Source organism: Silvimonas sp. JCM 19000 (assembly GCF_054652575.1).
Genome location: NZ_BAAIHC010000008.1, coordinates 82,413 through 106,737, shown reverse-complemented (window position 1 = coordinate 106,737; position 24,325 = coordinate 82,413). Strand labels below are relative to the sequence as shown.

General features: G+C 57.6%; 25 protein-coding genes. 9 read left to right on the top strand and 16 right to left on the bottom strand.

The window, feature by feature from the left end; translation table 11 throughout:
- Window positions 1-105: 105 nt before the first annotated feature.
- On the top strand, window positions 106-1,320 hold the full coding sequence (locus ACYQ1A_RS09690; protein ID WP_499361868.1) for an ROK family transcriptional regulator: 1,215 nt from the start codon (window positions 106-108) through the stop codon (window positions 1,318-1,320).
- A 48-nt stretch (window positions 1,321-1,368) separates the two neighbouring features.
- Complete coding sequence (locus tag ACYQ1A_RS09685) at window positions 1,369-1,785, top strand: DUF1801 domain-containing protein (RefSeq protein ID WP_062220667.1); 417 nt, start codon at window positions 1,369-1,371, stop codon at window positions 1,783-1,785.
- Here ACYQ1A_RS09685 and ACYQ1A_RS09680 read toward each other — a convergent pair.
- The 13 genes from ACYQ1A_RS09680 to xseA all read right to left on the bottom strand — a co-directional run bounded on the left by ACYQ1A_RS09680 (window position 1,782) and on the right by xseA (window position 15,516).
- Window positions 1,782-2,024 carry a DUF2164 domain-containing protein gene (locus ACYQ1A_RS09680; protein WP_499361867.1) on the bottom strand — a complete coding sequence of 81 codons (243 nt, stop codon included), beginning with the start codon at window positions 2,022-2,024 and terminating at the stop codon, window positions 1,782-1,784. The two genes, ACYQ1A_RS09685 and ACYQ1A_RS09680, sit on opposite strands and share 4 nt — an antisense overlap.
- 18 nt (window positions 2,025-2,042) lie before the next feature.
- Window positions 2,043-2,543 (bottom strand): AAA family ATPase, encoded by a 501-nt coding sequence (locus tag ACYQ1A_RS09675; protein ID WP_499361866.1) that lies wholly within the window; start codon window positions 2,541-2,543, stop codon window positions 2,043-2,045.
- On the bottom strand, window positions 2,543-3,115 hold the full coding sequence (gene pnuC / locus ACYQ1A_RS09670) for a nicotinamide riboside transporter PnuC (RefSeq protein WP_499361865.1): 573 nt from the start codon (window positions 3,113-3,115) through the stop codon (window positions 2,543-2,545). Before pnuC ends, ACYQ1A_RS09675 begins: the two co-directional genes overlap by 1 nt.
- 64 nt (window positions 3,116-3,179) lie before the next feature.
- On the bottom strand, window positions 3,180-3,479 hold the full coding sequence (locus ACYQ1A_RS09665) for a type II toxin-antitoxin system RelE/ParE family toxin (RefSeq protein ID WP_062220560.1): 300 nt from the start codon (window positions 3,477-3,479) through the stop codon (window positions 3,180-3,182).
- Window positions 3,442-3,735 carry a type II toxin-antitoxin system RelB family antitoxin gene (relB, locus tag ACYQ1A_RS09660; RefSeq protein ID WP_062220557.1) on the bottom strand — a complete coding sequence of 98 codons (294 nt, stop codon included), beginning with the start codon at window positions 3,733-3,735 and terminating at the stop codon, window positions 3,442-3,444. The genes ACYQ1A_RS09665 and relB overlap by 38 nt, the downstream gene beginning before the upstream one ends.
- 787 nt (window positions 3,736-4,522) lie before the next feature.
- Window positions 4,523-7,000: a P-loop NTPase gene (locus tag ACYQ1A_RS09655; protein ID WP_499361864.1), complete on the bottom strand. Its 2,478-nt coding sequence runs from the start codon at window positions 6,998-7,000 to the stop codon at window positions 4,523-4,525.
- A gap of 327 nt (window positions 7,001-7,327) precedes the next feature.
- On the bottom strand, window positions 7,328-8,629 hold the full coding sequence (rlmD, locus tag ACYQ1A_RS09650; protein WP_499361863.1) for a 23S rRNA (uracil(1939)-C(5))-methyltransferase RlmD: 1,302 nt from the start codon (window positions 8,627-8,629) through the stop codon (window positions 7,328-7,330).
- A 119-nt stretch (window positions 8,630-8,748) separates the two neighbouring features.
- On the bottom strand, window positions 8,749-9,936 hold the full coding sequence (locus tag ACYQ1A_RS09645) for a lactonase family protein (protein WP_499361862.1): 1,188 nt from the start codon (window positions 9,934-9,936) through the stop codon (window positions 8,749-8,751).
- 122 nt (window positions 9,937-10,058) lie between these two features.
- Window positions 10,059-10,202 (bottom strand): hypothetical protein, encoded by a 144-nt coding sequence (locus tag ACYQ1A_RS09640; RefSeq protein WP_499361861.1) that lies wholly within the window; start codon window positions 10,200-10,202, stop codon window positions 10,059-10,061.
- 302 nt (window positions 10,203-10,504) lie between these two features.
- Entirely contained in the window at window positions 10,505-10,828 is a 324-nt protein-coding gene (locus ACYQ1A_RS09635; protein ID WP_062225224.1) for an SH3 domain-containing protein, read from the bottom strand.
- Window positions 10,825-12,828: a UvrD-helicase domain-containing protein gene (locus ACYQ1A_RS09630; protein WP_499361860.1), complete on the bottom strand. Its 2,004-nt coding sequence runs from the start codon at window positions 12,826-12,828 to the stop codon at window positions 10,825-10,827. Before ACYQ1A_RS09630 ends, ACYQ1A_RS09635 begins: the two co-directional genes overlap by 4 nt.
- Before the next feature lie 115 nt (window positions 12,829-12,943).
- Window positions 12,944-14,038, bottom strand: a complete 1,095-nt coding sequence (locus ACYQ1A_RS09625; RefSeq protein ID WP_499361859.1) for a PLP-dependent cysteine synthase family protein — start codon at window positions 14,036-14,038, stop codon at window positions 12,944-12,946.
- A gap of 119 nt (window positions 14,039-14,157) precedes the next feature.
- Window positions 14,158-15,516, bottom strand: a complete 1,359-nt coding sequence (gene xseA, locus ACYQ1A_RS09620) for an exodeoxyribonuclease VII large subunit (RefSeq protein WP_499361858.1) — start codon at window positions 15,514-15,516, stop codon at window positions 14,158-14,160.
- A gap of 533 nt (window positions 15,517-16,049) precedes the next feature.
- Here xseA and ACYQ1A_RS09615 point away from each other — a divergent pair.
- The 6 genes from ACYQ1A_RS09615 (at window position 16,050) to adk (ending at window position 19,887) form a co-directional block, all read left to right on the top strand.
- Window positions 16,050-16,667 carry a MotA/TolQ/ExbB proton channel family protein gene (locus ACYQ1A_RS09615; RefSeq protein ID WP_062222962.1) on the top strand — a complete coding sequence of 206 codons (618 nt, stop codon included), beginning with the start codon at window positions 16,050-16,052 and terminating at the stop codon, window positions 16,665-16,667.
- Between the two features lie 18 nt (window positions 16,668-16,685).
- Window positions 16,686-17,111: an ExbD/TolR family protein gene (locus ACYQ1A_RS09610; protein ID WP_053939907.1), complete on the top strand. Its 426-nt coding sequence runs from the start codon at window positions 16,686-16,688 to the stop codon at window positions 17,109-17,111.
- A gap of 7 nt (window positions 17,112-17,118) precedes the next feature.
- Complete coding sequence (gene lpxK, locus ACYQ1A_RS09605; protein ID WP_499361857.1) at window positions 17,119-18,174, top strand: tetraacyldisaccharide 4'-kinase; 1,056 nt, start codon at window positions 17,119-17,121, stop codon at window positions 18,172-18,174.
- On the top strand, window positions 18,155-18,340 hold the full coding sequence (locus ACYQ1A_RS09600) for a Trm112 family protein (protein WP_062222956.1): 186 nt from the start codon (window positions 18,155-18,157) through the stop codon (window positions 18,338-18,340). Before lpxK ends, ACYQ1A_RS09600 begins: the two co-directional genes overlap by 20 nt.
- A complete protein-coding gene (gene kdsB / locus ACYQ1A_RS09595; RefSeq protein ID WP_499361856.1) occupies window positions 18,337-19,092 on the top strand; it encodes a 3-deoxy-manno-octulosonate cytidylyltransferase in 756 nt (251 codons plus the stop codon). The genes ACYQ1A_RS09600 and kdsB overlap by 4 nt, the downstream gene beginning before the upstream one ends.
- A gap of 138 nt (window positions 19,093-19,230) precedes the next feature.
- Window positions 19,231-19,887 carry an adenylate kinase gene (gene adk / locus ACYQ1A_RS09590; protein ID WP_499361855.1) on the top strand — a complete coding sequence of 219 codons (657 nt, stop codon included), beginning with the start codon at window positions 19,231-19,233 and terminating at the stop codon, window positions 19,885-19,887.
- Window positions 19,888-19,961: 74 nt separating this feature from the next.
- Here the strand turns inward: adk and ACYQ1A_RS09585 are convergent, their stop codons facing one another.
- The 3 genes from ACYQ1A_RS09585 to aceB all read right to left on the bottom strand — a co-directional run bounded on the left by ACYQ1A_RS09585 (window position 19,962) and on the right by aceB (window position 23,089).
- A complete protein-coding gene (locus tag ACYQ1A_RS09585; RefSeq protein ID WP_499361854.1) occupies window positions 19,962-20,600 on the bottom strand; it encodes a histidine phosphatase family protein in 639 nt (212 codons plus the stop codon).
- Window positions 20,601-20,715: 115 nt separating this feature from the next.
- Entirely contained in the window at window positions 20,716-21,219 is a 504-nt protein-coding gene (locus tag ACYQ1A_RS09580) for a glycine zipper 2TM domain-containing protein (protein WP_062222954.1), read from the bottom strand.
- Window positions 21,220-21,493: 274 nt separating this feature from the next.
- On the bottom strand, window positions 21,494-23,089 hold the full coding sequence (aceB, locus tag ACYQ1A_RS09575) for a malate synthase A (protein ID WP_499361853.1): 1,596 nt from the start codon (window positions 23,087-23,089) through the stop codon (window positions 21,494-21,496).
- Between the two features lie 147 nt (window positions 23,090-23,236).
- On the opposite strand from aceB, the gene ACYQ1A_RS09570 reads away from it, so the two are divergent.
- A complete protein-coding gene (locus ACYQ1A_RS09570) occupies window positions 23,237-24,133 on the top strand; it encodes a LysR family transcriptional regulator (protein WP_499361852.1) in 897 nt (298 codons plus the stop codon).
- Window positions 24,134-24,325: the final 192 nt, after the last annotated feature.

Here is a 24,325-nt window from a genome sequence, read left to right as displayed (position 1 = left end):
GAGCACATAATGCGTAACGGTTACGCATAAGTCAACAAAGAAAAACGCAAATGCCGTTTTCTTGCGCTACAATTCGTCGCATCAGCCTTAGCACACATCTACACAATGAGCCTTCAGCCCAATGAAACCGCGGGTTTGATCGATGGACCCGGCCAGATACTGGCGCTGATCCGCAACGGCGTGGCCACCACGCGGGCGCAGATCATGGACACCACCGGCCTTTCGCGCTCCACCGTGGCGCAACGTATCGACGGCCTGGTCGGCGCCGGCTATATCGCGCCTGCCGCCAATGAAAACAGCACCGGCGGCCGCCCCACCGGGTCTTTCCAGCTCAATCGCGAAGGCGGCGTGATGCTGCTGGCGGCCATCGGCGCGGGCGCAATGCAAGTTGCCGTCACCGATATGCAGCGCGGCATACTGGCGCGGCGGCAAATGGGCATCACCATCGCCGACGGCCCCGACATCGTGCTGGGCGAAGTGGCGCGCCAGTTCAAGGACGTGCTGAAAGAATCAAAACACCGCGCCAGCGATGTGCGCGGTATTGGCATCGGCGTGCCCGGCCCGGTTGAATTTGCGCAAGGCCGCGTGGTGCGCCCGCCGATCATGACGGGCTGGGATGGCTATCGCGTGCCCGACTTTTTTGCCGGCAGCTACGCCTGCCCGGTCATCGTCGATAAAGACGTTAACGTGATGGCGCTGGGCGAACATCGAGAGGTGGCGTCGGCCACCGGCCACCTGTTGTTCATCAAGATCAGCACCGGCATCGGCGCGGGCATCATCCTGGACAACCACCTGCAACGCGGCGCGCAAGGCGCGGCGGGCGACCTGGGCCACTTTTATATCGGCAACCTGGTCGGCGGCGAACCGCCACTGTGCCGTTGCGGCAATCGCGGCTGCCTGGAAGCGTATGCAGCGGGCTGGGCGCTAACGCGGCAAATGAACGACGGCGGCCACGCCTGCGGCAATGTGCGCGATCTGGCCAAACTGGCCAACGACGGCGAACCCGATGCGGTGGCGGCACTGCAAAATTCCGGCCGTCTGATTGGCGAGACCATCGCCATGTCGGTCAGCTTGCTCAACCCGTCGCTGGTGGTATTAGGCGGCGAACTGGCGCAACGGCAGGGGTATTTGCTGGCGGCGGTGCGCGAGACGGTGTACCGGCGCTCGTTGCCACTGGCTACGCGTAATCTGCAGATCGTGAACAGCGTGCTGGGGCAAGACGCCGGTTTGCTGGGCGCGGCGCACCTGGTCAGCGACGCGATTTTTGCCCCGGCTGTGGTGGATGCGGCGGTGGAACGACATCTGGCTGCGCGGGGGTAGTCTCGCTGTCTACAATGTTTCGCAATAGCCCTTGGGGAGTTGCGCAGCATGAGTAAAGCCGAAAGCAGTTCGACCGCGCCCGCCAGCGAGCTGATCGACCAGCGCATCGCCGAGCTGGGCGACTGGCGTGGCGCCACACTGGCGCGCATGCGTGCGCTGATCCGCGAAGCCGATCCGGAGGTGGTGGAAACCTGGAAATGGATGGGCACGCCAGTGTTTGAGCACGCTGGAATCATCTGCACCGGCGAATCTTATAAACAGTGGATCAAGCTGACGTTCGCCAAGGGGGCGGCACTGCCTGATCCGCACCGACTGTTTAATGCCAGCCTGGACGGCAACGCCCGTCGCGCCATCGATATCCGCGAAGGCGAAGCGGTGGATGCCGAGGCATTCAAGGCGCTGATCCGCGCGGCGATAGAACATAACCTGGCTGGCAAGGCCAAGCCGAAGCAGGCTAAGGCTTAAACCGGTTTTTCCAGCATCAGCAAGCCGTCGCGCAATACATCCATCTTGTCTTCCAGCACGGCCATCGCATCGACTACGCCCTGGTTGTAGTAATGCGCGCCGAAGGTTTTGCTGATGAATTCGAGCAAGAACTCAGCATCGAAATCACCCAGTTCGATATCGAGTTCGGTTTCCAGATAACGCCGCAGTTTGTGTTTAAGCACACGGCTTTGCTCGGCGGAGAAGGTGATGTCAGCCATCTTCGAGGTCCTTGATTTTTAGTTTGGCAAGGCGGCTAGCACCGCATCGACGCGCGCGGAGCGGGTGCCGCCAACGCTGATCCACGGCACGCCAGCTGCCTCCAGCGCCGTCGCGTACAAGCCAAACAACCAGTCACGGTCGGTCGGGTTTTCGCGCAAGGGGTCGGCTTCCCAAGGGATATCGGGACGCACCAGCACGTGCAACGCGTAATCGGCAGCGGGCCACAGCGCGGTGAGTTCGGGTGGGCAGACGCCAAAGCGTACTTCGGCCCAGATTTTGCAAACCAGGCCGTTGGTATCGCAGACCAGATCGGTTGAAGCGGGCGCGGCGTGTTCTGCCGCTAACTGGCCGCGGGCGATTTCGATAATGTCTGGTAAGTCGTAGCTCGCATCAGCGCGCGTCGCAAAATACTCGCGCACATACTCGGCCACCCATGGGCAAGCCAGACGCTGCGCCAGATCTTGCGCCAGCGTGGTCTTGCCGCTCGATTCCGGCCCGACTATGGCGATTTTGCGCATCAGGCCTGCGCCTGCAAATCGCGCCGCCATTGCCGCCAGCCCCAAGCCGCCAACGCCGCTAATACCAGATACAACACGGCGGTTAAGTAAAGCGCTTTGTGGATATAAACGCCCGCGCCAATCACATCCAGCACAATCCAGTACGGCCAGTTTTCAATCTGCTTGCGTGCCTGCATCCATTGCGCAATCAGGCCGAATACAAACAGGGTTGAATCCAGATAGGGCACATCGGTCGGCAAAAAATTAACCTGCAGCTGCGACACAATCAATGTGCCAGCAATGCCCAGGCCGTTATAAAGCAGCCATTGTTTGCGGGTGAGTCGGCTAACCGGCAATACCGGTACCACCACCTCGCCCGTTTTGGGCTTGCGCCAGCACCACCAGCCATAGATGGCCAATGCGGCGTAGATAAATTGCAATACGCTCTCGCCAAACAAATGCGCATCGACGAAAAGATAGACGTAAAGCAGGCTGGCAATCAGTTGCAACGGCCAGGTTAAAACATGCTCGCGCGTGGCCAGCCAGATGGCTAATAGCGTGGTGATAAAACCGATGATTTCGAGGACGCTCATGCGGGGCTCGGAAGAGGGGAATGAGGCGGGATTATACGGGCAGGTTTGATTACGTCGGTGCGCGTTATGGCCATGCCATCGCGGTGTGCAACACGCGAAGGATGTATATGCATTGCTCTTCGTCGCGGTAGATCAGGCAATAGCTGGACCGGACCACCAACTCACGCGTTCCGGCGACACGGCCCACGCGATAAATTTTCGACTGTGATCGAAGGTCGGAAACCTTCTGGAAAATGTCGTCGGCCAAGGCCCGCGCTGCACGGGGATTGGCTGCAGCGATGTATTGCAGGATTGCTTGCAGATCCTTGCGCGCCTGGCTGACCCACTCAACTTTCTTCGATCCTCCTGATGAGCGCGTAAGCATCTGCCATTACCTTGTCGTGTGCCACCGTGGGGCCAGGATCAGCGAGCGCCTCATGCACCTTGGCGCGAAACCAGGCATCGTACGCGTCGGCAGAGGTGGTCAAGCCGATCGGCAAACCGCCTTCTTCTGTGACGCGAGTCAGGAGAATACGCACGGCGTCTGATAAGGTCAGGCCAAATTTTGCCAAGGTTTCGGCGGCTTGATTCTTGATCTGATCGTCTACGCGGACATGCAACATTGAGGTATGGGTCGACATTTCGGGCCTCTTGATCGAGACCGCATTTTGTCTCTCAATTGAGAGCTTAGGCAAGCGCGCGGGCGTAAAAAAGCCTCGAGCAACGTCGAGGCTTGTGGCGGGTAGAACGTTGATCACTCTTTCTCAAACCACGCCATCGATTCCACATGCCCCGTATGCGGAAACATGTTCACCACCCCAGCCGATTTCAGCGTATAGCCCTTCACATTCACCAGCACATTGGCGTCACGCGCGCGAGATCAATGAATTACGGGCAGTCTTCACCTCATAATTATTCTGCCCCGACAGCGACTCATCCCTCCGTCGGGGCACATGCTATGACTTTACCGCCATCTGTAAAAAGCATTGAGGAGTTTGTATGGAACTCCCCGTGCGCATATTTTTATTGCCAACTCTTACACCAATCAGCGCAAGTTTAACCATTGCCCCAAATACAAGACGATAAATAACAAACAGGGCTTCGACGGCGTCGAGATCCACTTGATATCAGCAGCGGGCGGGACACTCAACCCATGCAGCATAGTCTGAGGATGCTGAACCACAATCAATATCCCCCGGGTCGCCGTGTCACATTCGCTTCAATGAGAATAATAATGCTCGGCGGAAGCCTCTTGGAAGCTGGCGGCATATGATTGTGGATCATGCCTTAAATCCGCTGTGCTGGTCCCAGCAAACAAATGACAGCCAGGTGCCACTGGGCGTGCTTTCCAAGTGAGCACCAGTACCCATGGAAATGAGGACAATATAATTGCCATCCACTTTGCTTCTGGTGGTCGGTCTAAGGCGATTAATAATCTTCTTTCATGTACCGGGTCAGTAATCCATTAAAATAATCGTCTTCCTTAAAATTCTTTAGGCCGTAGTTCATGTGCTCTTTCAGGAGCGTGCGCACATTTGTGCTTCCCTTGTCGCTCTTAATTAGACGCATCAGAATTTCACATAAAGTCGTCGTAGGATATGGATCGGTTGTACCTCTGCGTGATTGCTCATCTTTTAGAATCTGATAGCCCTCTTCAAAAAGCGCATATTCGGCATTATCGTCCGCGATAAATTTTTCGCAGAGCGCCATTCCCAGTGAGTGCCGGGTCTGGAACGAGTCGAAATGGTTCAGTCCAGTTCTAAAGCACTCTATCGCTCGATCGATAAATCCGCGCTTTCTATAGAATCGCCCATAGTGAAGCCAGAATATCCCATCCTTGCCATAATACTTTTGTGCCTCGTGATACGTAATTTCCGTGTCCGTTTCCCGAGTGTCTATCGCATAATATTGCTCGTAGAGAAAGTCAAATGACACCAACTCCTTATACATCCTGAACGGAATAGGGTGATATTTAATGTCGTCGACATTAAATTTTCTCGACAGAAATCGTAGCATACTCAAAACGGTATCAGTATTTCCATGGCCGCGGATGCAATTGTCGAAATAATAAGTGGCTATCAAACGATGGCGGCAGCGAACGCTCCCGTGTGAGTAAATTACTATGCCAGACAGTTCCTCGTTCAAATAATTAATGGCAGTATCAACTCGGACCTCGAGAAAACCCGCAAGATAATCGACAGGAACACTAAATCCTAGCGAATGCAATATAGCAACGCATTCTAGGGCACGGCGAGCCTCATCCTTTTTGACGGAATGAAACTCCTCGTAAACTTTCGTCTCAAAATTTTCGTGGTTTGTTAATGAAAACAGGGCGGCCAGCAAATCGCCGTCATATCCCTTTTCCTTGTTTACTAAGATATTCGCTTGTCGTTCGATGGCCAAGTTGCTAAAACCGTCGATAGCTATCCCATGGTCGCCAAGTTTCTTCGCTATGAGCGCCGCATCCTCGACAGATAGACCCTCAAACGTGAAATGGGTGGTCAAATCGTCCTTGTTTTGTATCTGGCGCTTATTCGTTCTAAAGCTATTGTTTCTGGCTTCCAGAATGAATAGGACATAGGGCCTGCCTTTGTCCTTCATCCTGTCCGCAAGGGCATTTATTGCAAAATAAAATTCGTAAGCATCGTAAAATATAAATACGGACTTTTCCTGCATTGTTGAAATGACATTAGCCAGCATGTTCACATCAACTCCATTGATGGAGTCATATTCATAGATCAGCTTATATGTGCTAGTTAATTGCCACGTTACATGGCGAATCGCCGTGGTTTTTCCCGAGCCGCTCGGGCCGGTTACGTGCAGAATTCCGACCCCAGCGCTATTTGTTTGGAGAAGGCCGGCTGCAACAGTAAGCAGAGAATCGATTTTCGACGTGACTGCGTGTGCACCGTTTGTTAGGTAAACCCATTCTGGATGGCTACCGGTGATATAGCGGCGGAGCAGCCCGAGTTCGTACCGTGCCGACTCGATATCCAATACGATAGGCCGAAATGCTTCCTTAAACCAAACCCTTGCATTATTTAATGCGGCACTGCCCTTTACCACGGTCGGCAAATTTAAAGTCTGGGTTATGTTGGTCGGCTGCACGGTATCGTAGAGGACTTTAAAGAATTCTTCCGCAGTGCTATCAATAACATGGAACCCCGACGCCTGATAGTTCTCACGGCGGATCTCATCAGCGTTGGGAAGGATTATCCAGTTTCGCGCCGGCTTTGTTGGCTCGCCATAATTGTTAATGCGGGCGGCGATATAGGTGTCAATATCGGATTCGTCAAGTTGATTACCGATTACCACAACTCCTCCGACCAATATACTGCCCGCGAGGTCGTTATGCCAGTCGAGCATTTTTGTCGCAACACGAGCATATTCAATTCCGGAGAAAATAAATCCTTTTTCAATTTCCGCGATTGTCCCGTGGATTGTAATTACAGGAATAGTCCCGATTGTCGAGGCAACGGGCTTAGGGTCGCTGTAGTTGAAAAAAGAGAATTCGGCAGAAACCTGCTTCTTGGAAAGAGCGCGCGAGTATGCACAATTTAGAACGTTGTCGATGTTTGTCGTGTAGATCCTGGACCAAACGTACGAGAATATTTTTTCTTGCCAACTATAGATGGAATTGACGGTAAAAATATCCTTTAGGATTTTTTTATATTCCGGAAGCGACCGTGATGCTAGATCGTACACGTCTTTCAGCCGAGTGCTTGGTCCGCCGGTCTTTCCGCAGCTTCCCAATAAAATGCCTTTCAATTCCTCACTTCCCGGAATCGTGGCTGCAATCGAAGGGTTTTTGTAACTGAAGCCCGCCCCCAACAGGAGTGCGATTTCACCTCGCTCCATTAAAGGGGCGATTTCATTCTTGATGATTTCGATATGTTCTGATTTCATGCGCACGTCCGTAACTACTGTTGGGTTTCTGTAAGCATATCGGCGATTGTAATTATTGCCAAGCCGGGAGGAAGAATGGGCTGACGCTTTCGACGGTCTTCTTCCATCGATCATCGACTCTCCCTCTGCTACCTGATAACAGCAGCCGAGGCGGGCCAACAGCTACCTGCGAGGTTCACTGTCACTCAAATGATCTCGCAATTTACAGACTGCAAACAAGCAGCAACCCCTGAAAAAAAACGCCCCGCATCGGACGAATACGGGGCACTCTCAGCGAAAACAGTAAGCTAATTGATTTTGAATAAGGCTAATAAAATCAGTGGCTTGTCATTCCTTCTCAAACCACGCCATCGATTCCACATGCCCCGTATGCGGGAACATATTCACCACCCCAGCCGATTTCAGCGTATAGCCCTTCACATTCACCAGCACATTGGCGTCACGCGCCAGGGTTGACGGGTTACAGGACACATAAACAATTCGCTTCGGCCCGGTTTCTGCGCTAATCGATTTAACCAGTTCCATGGCGCCGTCGCGCGGCGGGTCGATCAGCATTTTGTCGAAGTGGCCCAGCTTGTCCAGCCATTCTTCGGTCATCTCGAACAGGTTGGCCACTTTGAAATCGGTGCGGTCTTGCAGGCCGTTAAAGCGGGCGCCTTCAAAGGCGCGGTCGACCAGTTGTTGCAGGCCTTCCATGCCCAACACCTTGGCGCCGCGGCGCGCGATGGGCAGGGTAAAGTTGCCCAGGCCGCAGAACATATCGGCGATCACTTCGCCCGGTTGCGGGTCCAGCAGGTTGATGGCGCGTTCCACCATCACGCGGTTTACGCCGTGGTTGACCTGAGTAAATTCAGTGGGTTTAAACGGCATGGTGATGCCGAATTCGGGCATCTCGTACGTCAGCGCCGGCGCATCTTTGGGATAAAGCGGGTAGGCGGTATCCGGGCCTTTGGGTTGCAGCCAGATTTGCACGCCCCATTGGTCGGCGTAGGCGGCAAAGTGCGCTTCGTCTTCGGGCGTGATCGCTTCCATATTGCGGAACACCAGCACGGTGATGTTCTCGCCGATGGCCAATTCGATCTGCGGCATGCGATCAAAAATGCTCAGCTTGCGCGTCAGCTCGCGTAATGCGGGCAACTGATCCGACATCGACTTGGGCAGCACGTGGCATTCGGTCATATCGGCGATAAACGACGAGCGCTTTTCGTGAAAGCCGACCAGCATGCCGCCTTTTTTGGCGACGTGGCGCACCGACAAACGCGCGCGATGGCGATAGCCCCATTCCGAGCCGTATAGCGCCGGCATCATGGCTTGTGCTTTAACGCTGCCGATGCGTTGCAGATTGTCTTCCAGCACGCGTTGCTTGGCCGCCACTTGCGCGGTGAACTCCATATGCTGCAACGAACAGCCGCCGCAAACGCCAAAGTGCGGGCATTTGGGTTTGACGCGCATAAAGCTGTCGCTATGGATTTCGGTTGCCTGCGCGTTCTCGAAATTCGGCTTGCGGCGGTAGCTGGTGTAGCTAACGGTTTCAAACGGCAGCGCGCCGTCGATAAAAATGGTTTTGCCCTCTACGTGGGCAACGCCGTGACCTTCGTGGTCCAGCGATTCGATCCGGGCTTGCGGCATGGGGATTGGGCTAACGGTCTGAAAAAACGCGCAATTATAGCAGCCGCCGCCCACCCTGCGGCATGGATTACCAGGCGAAGGGCGGCCGGTGCTGCGGCGATCAGACCTAGGGTGTCGGCTTAGCGCAAAAAGATCAGCTGCGACGGCGCGCCGACTGGCGTGTATTGGCCGGTGAACTCGAGCTTGCCGCTGGCGGTATCGAGTTTAAAGGCGGTGATATGGTCGCTGCGCTGGTTGGCGATATAGATAAAACGGCCAGCCGGATCGACCGTCAGCGTGCGCGGATAACTGCCGCGCGTCCAGGTGTCGTCTTGCCAACTGAGCGATCCATCCGCCGCCACGGCAAAGCGCGCCACGCTGTCGTGCAGGCGGTTCAGTACATAGACAAAGCGGCCATCCGGCGAAAGCACAATATCCGAAGCGAAGCTGGTGCCCTTGAACCCGGGCGGCAACGTGCTTAGCGAGGCGGCTTCCGTCAGCGTGCCTTTGGCACTATCAAAACGGTAATGCGTCAGTGTCGAGGCTTCTTCGTTGACCAGATACAGGTGTTTGCCGTCGGCACCAAAGACAAAATGGCGCGGGCCAGCGCCGGCCGAGCTGGCATTCAGCCACGGCGGATCATTCGGCAGCAATTTGCCGTGTTCGCTATCGATGCGCCATTGATAAATGCGATCGAGACCCAGGTCGGTGGAGAAGGCAAATTTGCCGCTGGGGTCGGCCGCAATCATATGCGCGTGCGGGCCGTTGTGATCGCTGGCTGCAAAGCTGCCCTCGACTGCGGCGGCCGGATGCGCGGCACCGGGCTGGCCGGCACTTTGATATACGTCGGTGGCGGCGCCCAGGCTGCCGTCTTGCGTCAGCGGCACCAGCGCAACACTACCGGAACCGTAATTGGCCACCAGCAGCTGGCGCTGGTCGGGGGTCAGGCCCAAAAAGACGGTTTGTTTGCCTTGCGCGTCGATCTGATTGCGCAGGGTGAGCGCGCCGCTGCTGCGGTCGATGGCATAGGCAGCCACCTCGCCATGTTTGGGCGATTCGCTGCCGACGTAGAGCGTGTCGCGCGTAATCGCAAATTGCGCCGGGTTGGGCACGCTGGGGTAGACGCCCACGGCTTGCAGCGCGCCGGTATGTGGATCCTGGCGGAACAGATAAATGCCTTGGCCGTTGGGCGCATAGGTGCCGACATAAGCAAACACCGGCGCTTCGGTCGCGGCCAGGCTGGCGGGCACGATGCTGGCCAGGCCGAGCGCGGCGGCCATGGGCAACAGGCGCTGAGTCCAGCGGCCTAAGGTGGGGGCGAAGGTCATGGCGGCTCCTGAGATGAGACCGCCGAGTATCTGCGATTGCGCCCGCGCGCGGCAACCGTGGCGGCACTGCTCAGCAGCGCCGGCACATTCGGTTGCGCGGTAAACCCGTGTTTGCGGCGACGTCAGTGCGCGCGCGGCGGGTGGTTCATTTCGTCGAAGGCCAGACGACGTTGTGGCTCGGACGGACGCAAAAAGTTGTACGACAGCGCCCAGCAAAACCAGCGCCATTCACGGACGACATAGAAACGGACGGATGAGAACGACATAACAAGCCCCGTAAGCAAAACCGATGAACAGCTCCGCGTGCTGTGATGAATCCAGTCCGCTCTAGATCGGCAAACTTGGTGAAACTCATCACACCGTTTTTTGCGCGGTTTGTCACCTTGCGATGCACCAGAAAACAGCACTCTGCTGCATCGACATCAGAGGTTTCCGATAAACGGTTTATAGGCTTTAAAGGGGCTTTCGGCGCTTGCTGCCAAGCGTCAGAAATGGCCAACGTTCGGCGTAGGGTCCGGGACAACTGATACGCACTTACTGACGCAGCAGTGTACTGATATACAAAGGTTTACAAAGGCGAGGCGACTTTGTCGGCAGGTATCCAGCCTACTTTGCCGGTACGGTTGTTGCGGGCAACCAACCAGCTGTAGCTGATGGCAAACACTTCGAGTTCGTCGGTGGGTTCGGCCTGTAATTCGGTCGGGTTATAGCCACGGTCCAGCTTGTCCTGCACCACGTAATAGTCGGGCACATAGGTGTTATGCCCTTCGATGGTGCAAGACCACCAGTGCGGATATTTCTCGTTGGGTGCAATCAAGGTGACGGGCGTACCGCGAGCGAATTCCGGAAACGGACCTTCGCCCACGTGGGTATCGACAGCAATGGCTTTCATTTCATTTCCCCTAATTTGGCCATCATTCCGGCCAGCATGGCGCGGCCTTCGGAACGGGTCACCTGATTACCTTTGTCGGCGGCCATGCGGCCGGTTACGCGGATGTCGGCGGCAGGCAATTCGCGCAAAAAACGCGAGGGTTCAACAATTTGCCATTCGCCCGCGCGTTTACGTTTGCCGCAATAAGAAATGGTCAGGCTGCGTTGTGCGCGGGTAATGCCGACGTACATCAAGCGGCGTTCTTCTTCCACCATGCCGCCTTCAATTGAATTGGCGTGCGGCAGGATGTCTTCTTCACAGCCAATCAAGAACACATGCGGATATTCCAGGCCTTTGGAGGCATGCAATGTGGACATCCGCACCGCGTCGACTTCATCTTCGTCGCGGCCTTCCAACATAGTAATCAAAGCGATGGTTTGCGAGATTTCGATCAGGCTTTTGCCCTGTTCTTCACCTTTTTTCTCAACCCAGCCGCAGAAGTCCTGCACGTTTTTCCATTTGGCTTCGGCGGGCTTGGGATCATCGCTGTCATAAAGCCAGGTTTCGTAATCAATGGCAGCCAGCAATTCGCGCAATAGCGCGCCAGCGCTTTCCCGCGTGGCGCGCGGTTGCAGCCGGTTGATAAAGTCGCAAAAGGTTTGCAAAGGCTCGTATTGCGCCGGTTGCACCTGATGAATAAAGCCTTCTTCAAACGCGGCCTGAAACAGCGAAATCTGCCGCGTAGTGGCGTAATTGCCCAGTTTCTCCAGCGTTACATTGCCAACCCCGCGTTTGGGCGTGGTGATGGCGCGGATAAATGCCGGATCATCGTCTTCATTGGCCAGCAAACGCAGGTACGCCAGGAGGTCCTTGATTTCAGCCCGATCAAAAAACGATTGGCCGCCCGCCATCTGATACGGAATCCGGTGTTCGCGCAGCTGTGTTTCGATAATGCGTGCCTGGTGATTGCCGCGATACAGCACGGCGTAATCGGCAAAGCGGGTGTTGTTGATGAACTTGTGATTAAGCAGATTCATCGCGACCATTTCGGCCTCGTGCTCTTCGCCTTTGCACTCAATCACCTGGATGGGATCGCCGATACCCAGGTCAGACCACAAGGTCTTTTCAAACAACTTGGGATTGTTGGAAATGACCGCATTGGCGCAACGCAAAATCCGCGCAACCGACCGGTAATTCTGTTCCAGCTTGATGACTTCCAGCGCCGGAAAATCAGTTTTTAACAGCGCCAGATTTTCCACATTGGCACCACGCCAGGCATAGATCGATTGATCGTCATCGCCCACCGCGGTGAACTTGCCCGAGGTGCCGGTCAAAAACTTGAGCAGCGAATATTGCGTGGTATTGGTGTCCTGATATTCATCGACCAATAAATAGCGCAAACGCTGTTGCCACTTTTGCGTGACCTCCGGGTTTTGCTCGAATAAATCGACTGGCAAACGGATCAGATCGTCAAAATCGACCGCCTGATATGCCTGCAGCGTGTCTTGATAAGCGCGGTACAGCTTGGCCAGATGCATTTCGCCTTCGGAATCCGCGCCCAACAAGGCCTGGTCCGGCGACACCCGATCGCTTTTAAGCATCGAAATGCGCGAGATGGTGGAGCGCACCAATTGTTTGTCGGTGGTGCCCAGAATATCGCCGACGATCTTCCACTGATCTCCGCTGTCCAGAATCGAAAACTGCGGCTTGTAGCCCAGGTGTCTGGCTTCTTCACGCAAGATGCGCATGCCCAGCGAGTGGAAGGTGCTGACCGTCAGCCCCCGCAAACGATCTGGCGGCAGCAGGCTGCCCACGCGTTCCTGCATTTCACGCGCGGCCTTGTTGGTGAAGGTGATGGCGGCGATATTGCGCGCGTCCATCTGCGCGGCCTGGATCAGATAAGCAATCTTTTGCGTAATCACCCGCGTCTTGCCCGAGCCCGCGCCCGCCAGCACCAGGCAGGGGCCGTCCAGGTATTTGACGGCGGCGCGTTGGGGCGGGTTGAGATGATCCAGTTGCATGCGGGTCCGGGAAAGAGGGCGGTGACGACGGCCGCCATTTTACCGGGGACGGCCCCCGCCGACAGCCCGAATTCCGCTGGAGTGACCGATGGCAGATTACGCGCCCGGCCAGCGCTTAGCGATCATGCCGCGCCACGTGCGTGGGCAGGGCGACACCGTGGCGGCAACTGGCATCGATGGCGGCCAGCGCGGGCGCAATGTCGTAGCGATGCGCGCTGAGCCACGCGTCGTTGTAATAAGAATGCGCGTAACGTTCACCGCCATCGCATAGCAAGGTGACGATAGAACCGCGTTCGCCGCGCGCCTGCATTTCGCTGGCCAACTGCAGTACCGCGACAAACTGGCAACCGGTGGAGCCACCCGGTTTGCGCCCCAGGGCTTGCGCCAGCCAGCGCGTGGCGGCGATGGACATCTCGTCCGGCACCTGAAACATCGCATCGATCACGCTGGGCATGAACGAGGCTTCGACACGCGGGCGGCCGATGCCTTCGATGCGCGATCCAGCGTTTAAGGTCAGATCACGGCGGCCGCTGGCAAAGGCGTCAAAGAACACCGAGTTGTCCGGATCAGCACAGGCGATGCGGGTGGCGTGGCGGCGATATCTGACATAGCGGCCCAGCGTGGCCGAGGTGCCGCCGGTGCCGCAACTGGCGACAATCCAGCTGGGTTCGGGATAACGCTCCAGCTTGAGCTGGCCAAAAATCGACTCGGCGATATTGTTGTTGGCACGCCAGTCGGTGGCGCGTTCGGCATAGGTGAACTGGTCCATAAAATGACCGCCGCTCTGCACCGCCAGCCGTTGCGATTCGGCAATCAATTGCGTCGGATCGGCCACCAGATGGCATTGCCCACCATGAAACTGGATGGCGGCGATTTTTTCCGGGCTGGTGGTGGCCGGCATCACCGCAATAAACGGCAGGCCCAGTAGTCGCGCGAAATAGGCTTCCGACACCGCGGTCGAGCCGCTGGAGGCTTCCACCACCGGCCGTCCCGCATGCAGCCAGCCATTGGCCAGCGCATATAAAAACAGCGAACGCGCCAGCCGGTGTTTAAGGCTGCCGGTGGGATGGCTGGATTCGTCCTTGAGATAAACATCGATATCCGCAAAGCCAGCCAGGCGTAGCGGGATCAGATGGGTATCGGCGGAGCGGGTGAAATCGGCTTCGATGGTCTGGATGGCCTGAGCGATCCAGTGACGGTCTGCGGTCATACGCACTTGGTCCAGGCTGAATGGCGGCGACTATGCCTGCGCTTATCGCCGGGCAACAAGGCGCAGTCCCTACCGCGCGGCAGCAACACAGCCGCCGCAGCCGTTTTAAACATAGGCGCTTAAAATAAATCTGCCTGGTGTGCCGGTTTGCTGGTGACGGCGGCTTCGACGGCATCGTCGGCAAACCGTACGCGGATGCGGTCGCCCGCATGCAATTGCGCCGCCTGCTGTACCACGGCGCCGTCGGCCGTTTCGACCAGGGCATAACCGCGCGCCAGCACCGCCGTCGGGTTCAGCGCCGCCAGGCGCACGGCCAGGTTATTCAAGCGGGCCTGGCGTTGCTCCAGCGTGCGCTCCAGCGCGCGTTGCAAACGCTGTTGTCGGTGGCTGAGCTGGTTCTGCCAGAAGCCATGATCAATCCGCGCGTGCGCCAGCCGGAGTCGGGCCTGGGCTAACTGCCCTTGACGCCGTTCAATCAGCCGAGTGGGGGCCGCGCTCAAGCGTTGCGCCAGCCCAAACAAGCGCTCGCGTTGCCGTTCCAGGGCCTCGCCCGGATGGCGCAAGCGGCGCGCCAGGTTGTCCAGCTTTTGCATGCGCAGTTGTAACAGCCGCTCAAAGCTGCGTTCCAGATGTCGCCGCTGCTGCTGCAATTGATTGAGCCACTGGTTGCAATCCGGGCTGGCCAGTTCGGCGGCGGCAGTGGGGGTGGGTGCGCGTAGATCAGCGACGAAATCGGCGATGGTGAAGTCGGTTTCGTGGCCCACGCCGCTAATCACCGGCATGCTGCACGCGGCGATCGCACGCGCCACGGCTTCTTCGTTAAATGACCACAAATCCTCGATCGATCCGCCACCGCGACACACGATCAAGGTGTCCACTTCTGCGCGCGCACTGGCACGCTGGATGGCGGCGACAATCTCGCCGGCCGCGGCCGCGCCTTGTACCGCGCACGGATACAAAATAACCGGCAGGCCCGGCATACGGCGGCCCAGCGTGGTCAGCACATCGCGCAAGGCCGCCGCGCGCGGCGAGGTGACTATGCCGATGGCGCGCGGAAACGCAGGAATGGCGCGTTTACGTTCGGCGGCAAACAAGCCCTCTAGCTGCAGTCGGGCTTTGAGCTTTTCAAACGCTTCAAACAAAGCGCCCAGACCGGCCGGGCGCATGGCTTCGACGGTCAACTGAAAGTCGCCGCGCGCTTCGTATAAAGACACCACCGCCCGCAGCTCGACGTGCATGCCTTCACGCGGCTCAAAGTCGATCAGCGCGGCGCGGTTGCGGAACATCACGCAACGCACCTGGGCATTGGCGTCCTTGAGGCTGAAATAGCAATGACCCGACCCATAGCGCTTGAAGCCGGAGATTTCGCCACTCACCCACAACACGGGTAAGGAACCTTCCAGCAACTCGCGTACCGTTCTGTTCAATTCGGTAACGGTCACTACAACATTTGAGAGACTTGACAAATTGCGTAACACGCCTTGGAAACTCCGAATAATCCACAAAACCCAAGCCGATCAAGGCCTGGCGGCCAGATTGCGGGTTGTAGTTCACATAATGATTGCAAGTTGTTGATTTTAAACAACTCTTGCGAATGCCTAATTTGCAGGCAATTCGACCCGAAGCCAGTATTCGCGGGCAATCGGGGGTGCCGGCGACAGCTTGTTCACAAAGTTATCCACAGGATATGTGGGTAATGCCAAAAAAGCCCGACACGGCGGGGAGTTACCGTTTGTCCTACACGTGTTGTCAGTAAGTGGAACTAACTGGCAGTCAACCCACTCAGCATCCGCCCCGTTACCTGTCCTGTATCTTTGCCGTCAGTCCGTCCGTATTTGTCTTACGTCCGTGCAGCAATTCAACGCTTCACGCCCACAGTCATTCCGGCTAAAGTTACGCGACTTCATCTGGCGCCGCCCAGCCCTGCATTGTAGCGGGCTGCAGGGCAGTGCTGGTTCTTCCGCTCAAACAGGAAAACGTGCCGGTCCAGGCCGCACAAACAGGGATATTTATGCTCGAGATCATTCAGGCTGCTGGTTGGCCGATCTACTTGATCATTGTTGCTTCGATCGTGGCACTGACCATCATCATCGAACGCCTGCTGAGCCTGCGTAAATCGCTGGTATTGCCCGAAGGCCTGTTGGCCAGGACGGTGCAGGAATACCGCACCAGCGGCGTGAACGCCGAAATGATTTCACGCGTCAGCGCCACCAGCCCGCTGGGCAAAGTACTGGCCGCTGGCCTCAAGAACGTGAAAAGCTCGCGCGAGATCATGAAAGAGTCGATTGAAGAAGTCGGCAGCGTGGTTACGCATGAACTCGAACGTTATCTGTCGGCGCTGGGCACCATCGCCGCCATCACGCCGCTGCTGGGCCTGTTTGGCACCGTCATCGGCATGATCGAAATCTTTGGCGCGCAATCGCCGGCCAGCGGTTCCAACCCGGCTGCGCTGGCGCATGGGATTTCGGTGGCACTGTACAACACCGCCTGCGGCATTATGGTGGCCGTGCCCAGCCTGATGTTCTATCGCTATTTCCGCACCCGCGTGGACGGTTACCTGGTCGAGATGGAGCAACAAGCCATCAAGCTGGTTGAAGTCGTGCACGGTGCACGCGATATGGGCAAATAAGCGGCCAGGAGCCCAGGTATGAATTTCCGCAAAAGACAACGGCGTGAAGAACCCGAAATCAACTTTGTTCCATTGATCGACGTCATGCTGGTGATTTTGATTTTTGTAATGGCAACGACGACGTATTCGAAATTTGCCGAACTCAAAATCAATCTGCCCACCGCCAATGCCGAAAAACCGGCGGACAGCCAGCCGCAAAGCATTAACGTGGCGGTGGCGGCCAATGGCCAGTACAGCATCAACAACCAACTGACTGGATTTACCACGGTGGATGACTTTGCGCTGCAGCTGCGCAAGGCCGCGGGTGGTAATGCGGATCCGATGGTGGTGATAGACGCGGACGCGCAGTCGACGCATCAAAGCGTGGTCAATGTGATGGAAGCAGCGCGGCTGGCCGGCTATGGCAAGCTGACTTTTGCCACCCAGAGCCAGACCGGCAAATAAGCGCGGCATGATAGACGAACAGCGCCCGACCGGGTTTGCAGACCGGTTACAGCGTGCATGGTACAAACCCGGCCTGTCAGGCTGGGTTTTGCTTTTTGTGCCGCTCACTTTGCTGTACGCCGGCATCAGCGCGCTGCGTCGGCGCCTGTATCGCTGGCGCGTGTTCAGCAGCGCGCGGCTGCCAGTGACTACGGTAGTGGTCGGCAATCTGAGCGTGGGCGGCAGCGGCAAAACGCCGCTGACCTTGTTCCTGGCGCAGCAATTGCTGCGCCACGGCTACCGGCCCGGCATTATCAGCCGCGGCTACGGCGGTATCGCCACCATTCCCACCGCAGTGCATCCCTATAGCAATCCGACCGACGTCGGCGATGAGCCGGTGCTGATGGCGCAAGGCAGCGGCGTGCCGGTGTTTGTTGCGCGCAAGCGTGCAGACGCCGGCAAGGCGCTGTTGCAGGCGCATCCAGAGGTCAATGTGTTGTTATGCGACGACGGTCTGCAGCATTACGCTTTGCAACGCGATATCGAGTTGTGTGTGATCGATGCTGCACGCGGTCTGGGCAATGGCTGGCTATTGCCGTCCGGGCCGTTGCGGGAAAGCCGGGCGCGGCTGGCGGACGTGGGCGCGGTGGTGGTCAATGGCGGCACCGCCGCAGACTGGCATCAACGCAGCTTTGGCATGCAGTTGCAGCCGGGCGCGTTTCAGGCCTTAAGCCAGCCGGGGCGTCGTTTTAGCGCAGAAGAACTGGCCGCCTCCGGCCCGCTGCATGCGGTGTGCGGCATTGGCAATCCGGCCCGGTTTTTTGCCACGCTGCTGGGCCTGGGGCTACGCTTTACACCGCATGCAATGCCGGACCATCACAGCTATCAGTTGTCCGATCTGCCCGCTGACGGGCTGATCCTGGTCACCGCCAAAGACGCGGTCAAACTCGCGGCACTGCCCGGAATTGCGGCGGTCGATGCTAGAATCCGGGTTTTGCCTGTGCATGCACAGGTCGATGCCGGTCTGATCGACTGGCTCACGGCACGAATCGACGAGGTCAATAATGGACGCCAAACTGCTTGAAATTCTGGTTTGCCCGCTGTGCAAAGGCCCGCTGGTCTATGACAAAACCCGGCTGGAGCTGATCTGCAAAGGCGACCGCCTGGCATACCCGATCCGCGACGGCATCCCCACCATGCTGGAAAGCGAAGCGCGCGAATTGCCCGCCGATGAGGAAGTCCGCGCGTGAGTTATGTGGCCCTGATTCCGGCGCGTATGCGCTCGACACGGCTGCCGGACAAACCGCTGGCCGATATCGCCGGCAAGCCCATGATCGTGCGGGTGGCCGAGCGGGTGGCCCAGGCCGGTGCCAGCCGTGCCGTGGTGGCGACCGACGATATCCGCATCCTGGAAGCGGTTAAAGCCGCTGGCCACGAAGCCATCATGACGCGCGCCGACCATCCGTCCGGCACGGATCGCCTGGCCGAAGCCGCCGATATTCTGCAGTTGGCCGACGACACCATCGTCATTAATGTGCAGGGCGATGAACCGCTGATCGATCCCGTCTTGCTGGATGATGTGGCCGCCATGTTGCGCGCCGACACGGCTTTGCCGATGGCCACGGCCTGCCATCCGCTGACCGACCCGCAAGACTTTTTCAATCCGAACGTGGTGAAGGTAGTGCTGGATAAAAACCAGCGCGCCTTGTACTTCAGCCGGGCGCCGGTGGCGTGGGCACGCGATGCTTTTGCGCAGGGCCGCAATGTGTTGCCCGACGATTTTTTGCCGTTACGCCATATCGGTTTGTACGGTTATCGCGCCGGTTTCTTGCGTATTTACAACCAGTTGGCACCATCGCCGCTGGAGCATTGGGAGGCGCTGGAACAATTGCGCGTGCTATGGCATGGTTACGCCATCGGCGTGCATGTTGCACCGCACGCACCGGCCCCCGGTGTCGATACCCTCGAAGACCTGGAACGGGTCCGCGCGCTATACGCGTAGGCCCCGACGACTTTGCCGCTTCAGACTTCCGTATGCGGATCGGCCACTGGCACGATCCCGCCCGCACGCCATCACGACAGGGCAAGGCGAGAGGTCTGATCTGAACCAGATAATCCACTTACAAACAGGGAATACACGATGCGATTGATTCTGCTTGGCGCTCCGGGCGCTGGTAAGGGCACCCAAGCCACCTTTATCAAAGAAAAATTCAATATCCCGCAAATTTCCACCGGCGACATGCTGCGCGCTGCGGTCAAGGCGGGCACCCCGCTGGGCCTCGAAGCCAAATCCATCATGGATGCAGGCGGCCTGGTACGCGACGACATCATTATCGGTCTGGTCAAAGAACGGATTACCCAGGCCGACTGTGCCAACGGTTTTTTGTTTGACGGTTTTCCGCGCACCATTCCGCAAGCCGAAGCCATGAAAGAAGCGGGCGTAGATATCGACTTTGTGGTCGAAATCGATGTGCCGGATTCCAGCATCGTGGAACGCATGGCCGGCCGCCGGGTACACGTGGCTTCGGGCCGCACTTATCACGTCAAGTTCAATCCGCCCAAGGTGGATGGTCAGGACGATGAGACCGGCGAAGCGCTGATCCAGCGTGAAGACGACAAAGAAGAAACCGTCAAAAAGCGCCTGGATGTCTATCACGAGCAAACAGAAGTGCTGGTGGGCTACTACGGCAAGCTGGCCGCCAGTGGCGACGCCAAGGCTCCGAAATACATCAAGGTGAACGGCGTGGGCGACGTTAACGTCGTGCGCGACAGCATTTTTGCGCAACTGGGCGCCTGAGCGTTCGGGCTGCCATCGGACGCAAAAAACCCCGCTACGGCGGGGTTTTTTTTATGGGCGGCAGGGTCCGTGGCTTATTCCAGAATGCCCGGGTCCAGATGTGCCACATCGCCCCAGCTCAGCAAACGGAAATGACCGTCTTCAAAGCTCAAGCGGTTGATGCTGGCGTTCAGCAAGGCATGTCCGCGCGGCACTTCCAGGCCGATGCCGGTGGCGGCGCGATATGCGCAATCCAGAATGCCACCGTGCGCCACCACCAGAATTTGCTGGTCCGGATGCTTGCTGGCCAGGCGGCTTAATACATCCAGCGTGCGTGCGGAAAACTGCACCAGGCTTTCGCCATCGGGAATCTGAAAATCCGGGGTGCGGGCTTTGATATGCGCATAACCGTCCGGATCTTGCTCGGCAATCTGCTCACGCGTCAGACCTTCGTATATGCCGTAATTGCGTTCGCGCAATTGCGGATCGAGTTCCATGGCCAGCCCGATCGCATGGCTACCTGGCTGCGCAGTCTGGCGCGCCCGGGCCAGATCGCTGACGTAGAGCGCGGCAAAATGCGCTTGCTCATTGTCTTTTTTGAGCTGGCGCCCCAGCAGCTCGGCTTGTTCCAGCCCGGTTTCATTCAAGGGAATATCGGTATGGCCCTGCATGCGGCCGATGGCGTTCCAGGCGGTTTCGCCGTGGCGGATCAGCCAGAGGGTTGTTGCGGTCATCGATGGCTCCTGCGGCAAACGAAAAGGGCCGCCGTGGGGCGACCCTCATGCAGCGTAGCAAGTGCAAGCCGTTACGTCATCCTCGCATCTTGCCGGGCTACGTCATCCTGCAGGATTAACGCGGCACCACGTTGACCGAAACCGGCAGCTTGTCGCCCGGTTGTTGCGGCAATTGCGTTACAAAGGTGTGGCCTTTGTATTCGTAGGTCACTTGATATCCGGTGACCTGGTCTTGCCATTGTTCAACGTTGCGACATTTGCGTACATCTTGTTGCTGTACTTCGCCTTGCTGGCCGCTGGTAGCGACTTTATCGCCCAGCATGGCGCCACCAATGGCACCGGCTACGGTGGCGGCGGTATTGCCGCGACCGCCACCCACCTGGTGGCCCAGCAGACCACCGGCAACGCCGCCGATGATGGAGCCGGCAATGCCATTACCGTTGCTGGATTGGGTTTGCACCTGCTGGGTTTCGGTCCAGCATTCCTGGCGCGGCACGTTAACGCGTTGCACGATGGCGGTGGAGCTCACCACGCGTGCGGTGTCCGGGTACGATTCGGCAAATACACCGCTTGCGGAAGCAGCAATCAGTGTGGCAATAACAGCGAATTGGGCTTTCATGGTTTTATCCCCTTGTAGTGGAATGCACAGGGCATTAAAACGCATCATGGTTTACGCCGCTGACATAATATTCACGTTTTGACACTCTGTTACGCCATGTCATATATGGGCACGTTAACCGGCGCACAATGGCGCCGTAAACAATGCCATTCGCATAGTAGAGTCAGACGTCTGCCATTTGACCCATCGGTTTAATTCCTGCCCGTCACGCCGGATTAAAAAAGGGATGCCGCAGCATCCCTTGTATTTGCAGGCGTAATTTGCCTGGCGCCAATCAGATTTCTTCGTACAAGGGCAAAGTCAGGAATTCAGCAAATTCGTCGCTGGTGCTCATCGCCTCAAAGATTTGCGCAGCGCGCGCATACGGTGTGCGCTGGAATACGGCGTCGCCATGCTCGGCGCGAATTGCTTCCAGCACCGGCGGGATCATGGCGCGCACCATCTCGGCGGTGACTTTGCGGCCATCGTCCAGCACGCCCTTGTCCGAGCGTATCCATTGCCACACCTGGCTGCGGCTGATCTCGGCAGTCGCCGCGTCTTCCATCAGATTATGGATAGGCACGCAGCCATTGCCCGCCAGCCACGAACCCAGATACTGGATGCCCACATCAATATTCATGCGCAAGCCCGCTTCGGTAATGGGCTGTTCCGGCTGGAAATTGAGCAGATCGGCTGCCTGGGTGTTGACGTCGGGGCGCTGTTTGTCGATCTGGTTGGGACGATCGCCCAGCACTTTCACCCATTCTTCCATCGCCAACGCGACCAGCCCCGGGTGGGCCACCCACCCGCCGTCAAAGCCATCACCAGCGTCGCGCGTTTTATCGGCCCGCACCGCAGCGAGCGCTTTCTCATTGGCTTGCGGATCATTCTTGATCGGGATGAGTGCGCTCATGCCGCCGATCGCAGGCGCATTACGCTTGTGGCAGGTTTTGACCAGGTTAAGCGCATAGGCCCGCATAAACGGCACATTCATGGTGATCTGCGCGCGATTGGCCAGACAAAACGATTTGTCAGTCTTGAACTTCTTGATGCAGCTGAAGATGTAATCCCAGCGGCCCGCATTCAGGCCGGCCGAATGCTCGCGCAATTCGTAGAGGATTTCATCCATTTCAAAGGCGGCGAGGATGGTTTCGACCAGCACGGTGGCTTTGATGCTGCCTTGCGGAATGCCGACTTCTTGCTGGGCCAGCACAAAGATGTCGTTCCACAAGCGGGCTTCGAGATGCGATTCCATTTTCGGCAGATAAAAATACGGCCCCGTGCCCCGTGCCAACTGGGCTTTGGCGTTATGAAACAAGAACAAGGCAAAGTCGAATATCCCGCCCGATACCCGCTGGCCATCCACCGTCAGGTGTTTTTCATCCAGATGCCAACCGCGCGGACGCACAATCAGCGTCGCAATTTTTTCATTCAGCCGATATTCCTTGCCGGCTTCATTGCGGAAGGCCAGTTCGCGACGGACTGCGGCCTTTAGATTGATCTGGCCTTGAATCTGGTTATCCCAATTCGGCGTATTTGAATCTTCGAAATCGGTCATATAACTGTCCGCGCCCGAATTCAGCGCGTTGATAATCATCTTGCGCTCGACCGGGCCGGTGATTTCCACACGGCGGCACGCCAGATCAGCCGGCAGTGGCGCGATGCTCCAATCGCCTTCGCGGATGGCACGCGTATCGGGCAGAAAATCGGGCCGCTTACCCGCATCAAGTTCTTGCTGGCGTTGTACCCGGCGCGCCAGCAATTCCTGGCGCCGGCTTTCAAAAGCCCGATGCAGCGTGGCCACCAGCGCTAGCGCTTCGGGCGTCAGGATTTCGGCAAATTCGGCGGAGAGCGGGGCGTGCAATACAAGGCCTTGGGGCAGGGTAGTCATGCGGGCGTTCCTGGCGGTGTGGTCGGAATGTTGACGCGCGATCAAACGGGCGCGACGGCGAATGAGAGCCAGTTTAATATCGTGCGCAGTGGCTAAATATCGCCATAAAGCCACAACATCTTTTACTAAACAGTAGGTAATGCCAACGTGGATGTGCTGAAGCAACTGGAGACCTTTGTCGCGGTGGTGCAGGCCGGATCGCTGTCGGCCGCAGCACGCCAGCAAGATCTGGTACCGGCCGTGATCGGGCGACGGCTGGATGCGCTGGAAGAACGTCTGGGCACACGCTTGCTGTTACGCACCACCCGCAGCCTGACGCTCACGCAAGAAGGCAGCGCGTTTTTTGAAGATGCGCAACGCATACTGGCCGAGCTGGAAGACGCCGAATCGGCGGTGGCCTCGGGCGCGAGTCGGGTACGCGGCCATTTGCGCATCAGCGCTCCGGCGGGCTTCGGGCGCAAACATGTGGCACCCCACCTGGCGCGCTTTCAGCAACAGCATCCAGAATTGACCGTCACGCTTGATCTGTCGGACCGTCTGGTGGACCTGAGCAGTGAGCGCGTCGATTGCGCGATCCGCATCAGCGATCTGGCCGATTCCTCGCTGGTGGCAGTGCGCCTGGCCAATAACCGCCGGGTAGTGGTGGCCGCGCCCGCCTACCTGGCCGTACACGGCATCCCCAAATCGCCGGAAGATCTGGCGCGGTTTCAGTGTTTATCGCTAGGGGCCAGCCAGGCGCGCGGCTGGACCTTCAAGGTAAACGGCGAGCTGGTCAACTGGAAGGTCAACGGCACACTGGCCTGCAACGATGGCGCCGTATTGCACGAGTGGGCATTGCAAGGTTACGGCCTGGCGTGGCGCTCCTTGTGGGAGGTCAAAGATGATTTGATCGAAGGCCGGCTGGTCACGGTGCTGGACGCGTGGTCATCGCCGGAATATCCGGTGTATGCCGTGATGCCACAGCGCAAGTTCATGCCTCAACGCGTGCGCCATTTTATTGAATTTCTGAAAGCCGCTTACGCAGAGCCCGCGTACTGGGGCTGATGCAAACGTTTGTTTGCGCCAGTTCAGGGCGTGAAACCGCTGTCATTGCGCCGCACGTCGCCTGGCCCCCCGTCAGAGCGCGTCAGGCAGCCGGACGGCAACATCGGCGTCAAGTCTGCGGATTAAGCTGCACGCCACTAACCCCCGGTCACAGAGGGTCAGTCAGGGAGCCGTCTTGATTGAGGCAAGCCA

Coding starts and splice junctions, on each gene's coding strand:
- ACYQ1A_RS09680 (WP_499361867.1), bottom strand. CDS start 2,024: ATGGCTGACATCACCTTCTCCGCCGAGCAAAGCCGTGTGCTTAAACAC.
- ACYQ1A_RS09690 (WP_499361868.1), top strand. CDS start 106: ATGAGCCTTCAGCCCAATGAAACCGCGGGTTTGATCGATGGACCCGGC.
- pnuC (WP_499361865.1), bottom strand. CDS start 3,115: ATGAGCGTCCTCGAAATCATCGGTTTTATCACCACGCTATTAGCCATC.
- ACYQ1A_RS09640 (WP_499361861.1), bottom strand. CDS start 10,202: ATGTCGTTCTCATCCGTCCGTTTCTATGTCGTCCGTGAATGGCGCTGG.
- ACYQ1A_RS09630 (WP_499361860.1), bottom strand. CDS start 12,828: ATGCAACTGGATCATCTCAACCCGCCCCAACGCGCCGCCGTCAAATAC.
- lpxK (WP_499361857.1), top strand. CDS start 17,119: ATGATAGACGAACAGCGCCCGACCGGGTTTGCAGACCGGTTACAGCGT.
- adk (WP_499361855.1), top strand. CDS start 19,231: ATGCGATTGATTCTGCTTGGCGCTCCGGGCGCTGGTAAGGGCACCCAA.
- ACYQ1A_RS09600 (WP_062222956.1), top strand. CDS start 18,155: ATGGACGCCAAACTGCTTGAAATTCTGGTTTGCCCGCTGTGCAAAGGC.
- ACYQ1A_RS09635 (WP_062225224.1), bottom strand. CDS start 10,828: ATGAAAGCCATTGCTGTCGATACCCACGTGGGCGAAGGTCCGTTTCCG.
- ACYQ1A_RS09675 (WP_499361866.1), bottom strand. CDS start 2,543: ATGCGCAAAATCGCCATAGTCGGGCCGGAATCGAGCGGCAAGACCACG.
- ACYQ1A_RS09580 (WP_062222954.1), bottom strand. CDS start 21,219: ATGAAAGCCCAATTCGCTGTTATTGCCACACTGATTGCTGCTTCCGCA.
- rlmD (WP_499361863.1), bottom strand. CDS start 8,629: ATGCCGCAAGCCCGGATCGAATCGCTGGACCACGAAGGTCACGGCGTT.
- relB (WP_062220557.1), bottom strand. CDS start 3,735: ATGTCGACCCATACCTCAATGTTGCATGTCCGCGTAGACGATCAGATC.
- ACYQ1A_RS09655 (WP_499361864.1), bottom strand. CDS start 7,000: ATGAAATCAGAACATATCGAAATCATCAAGAATGAAATCGCCCCTTTA.
- ACYQ1A_RS09645 (WP_499361862.1), bottom strand. CDS start 9,936: ATGACCTTCGCCCCCACCTTAGGCCGCTGGACTCAGCGCCTGTTGCCC.
- ACYQ1A_RS09685 (WP_062220667.1), top strand. CDS start 1,369: ATGAGTAAAGCCGAAAGCAGTTCGACCGCGCCCGCCAGCGAGCTGATC.
- ACYQ1A_RS09610 (WP_053939907.1), top strand. CDS start 16,686: ATGAATTTCCGCAAAAGACAACGGCGTGAAGAACCCGAAATCAACTTT.
- ACYQ1A_RS09615 (WP_062222962.1), top strand. CDS start 16,050: ATGCTCGAGATCATTCAGGCTGCTGGTTGGCCGATCTACTTGATCATT.
- ACYQ1A_RS09585 (WP_499361854.1), bottom strand. CDS start 20,600: ATGACCGCAACAACCCTCTGGCTGATCCGCCACGGCGAAACCGCCTGG.
- ACYQ1A_RS09665 (WP_062220560.1), bottom strand. CDS start 3,479: ATGCTTACGCGCTCATCAGGAGGATCGAAGAAAGTTGAGTGGGTCAGC.
- ACYQ1A_RS09625 (WP_499361859.1), bottom strand. CDS start 14,038: ATGACCGCAGACCGTCACTGGATCGCTCAGGCCATCCAGACCATCGAA.
- aceB (WP_499361853.1), bottom strand. CDS start 23,089: ATGACTACCCTGCCCCAAGGCCTTGTATTGCACGCCCCGCTCTCCGCC.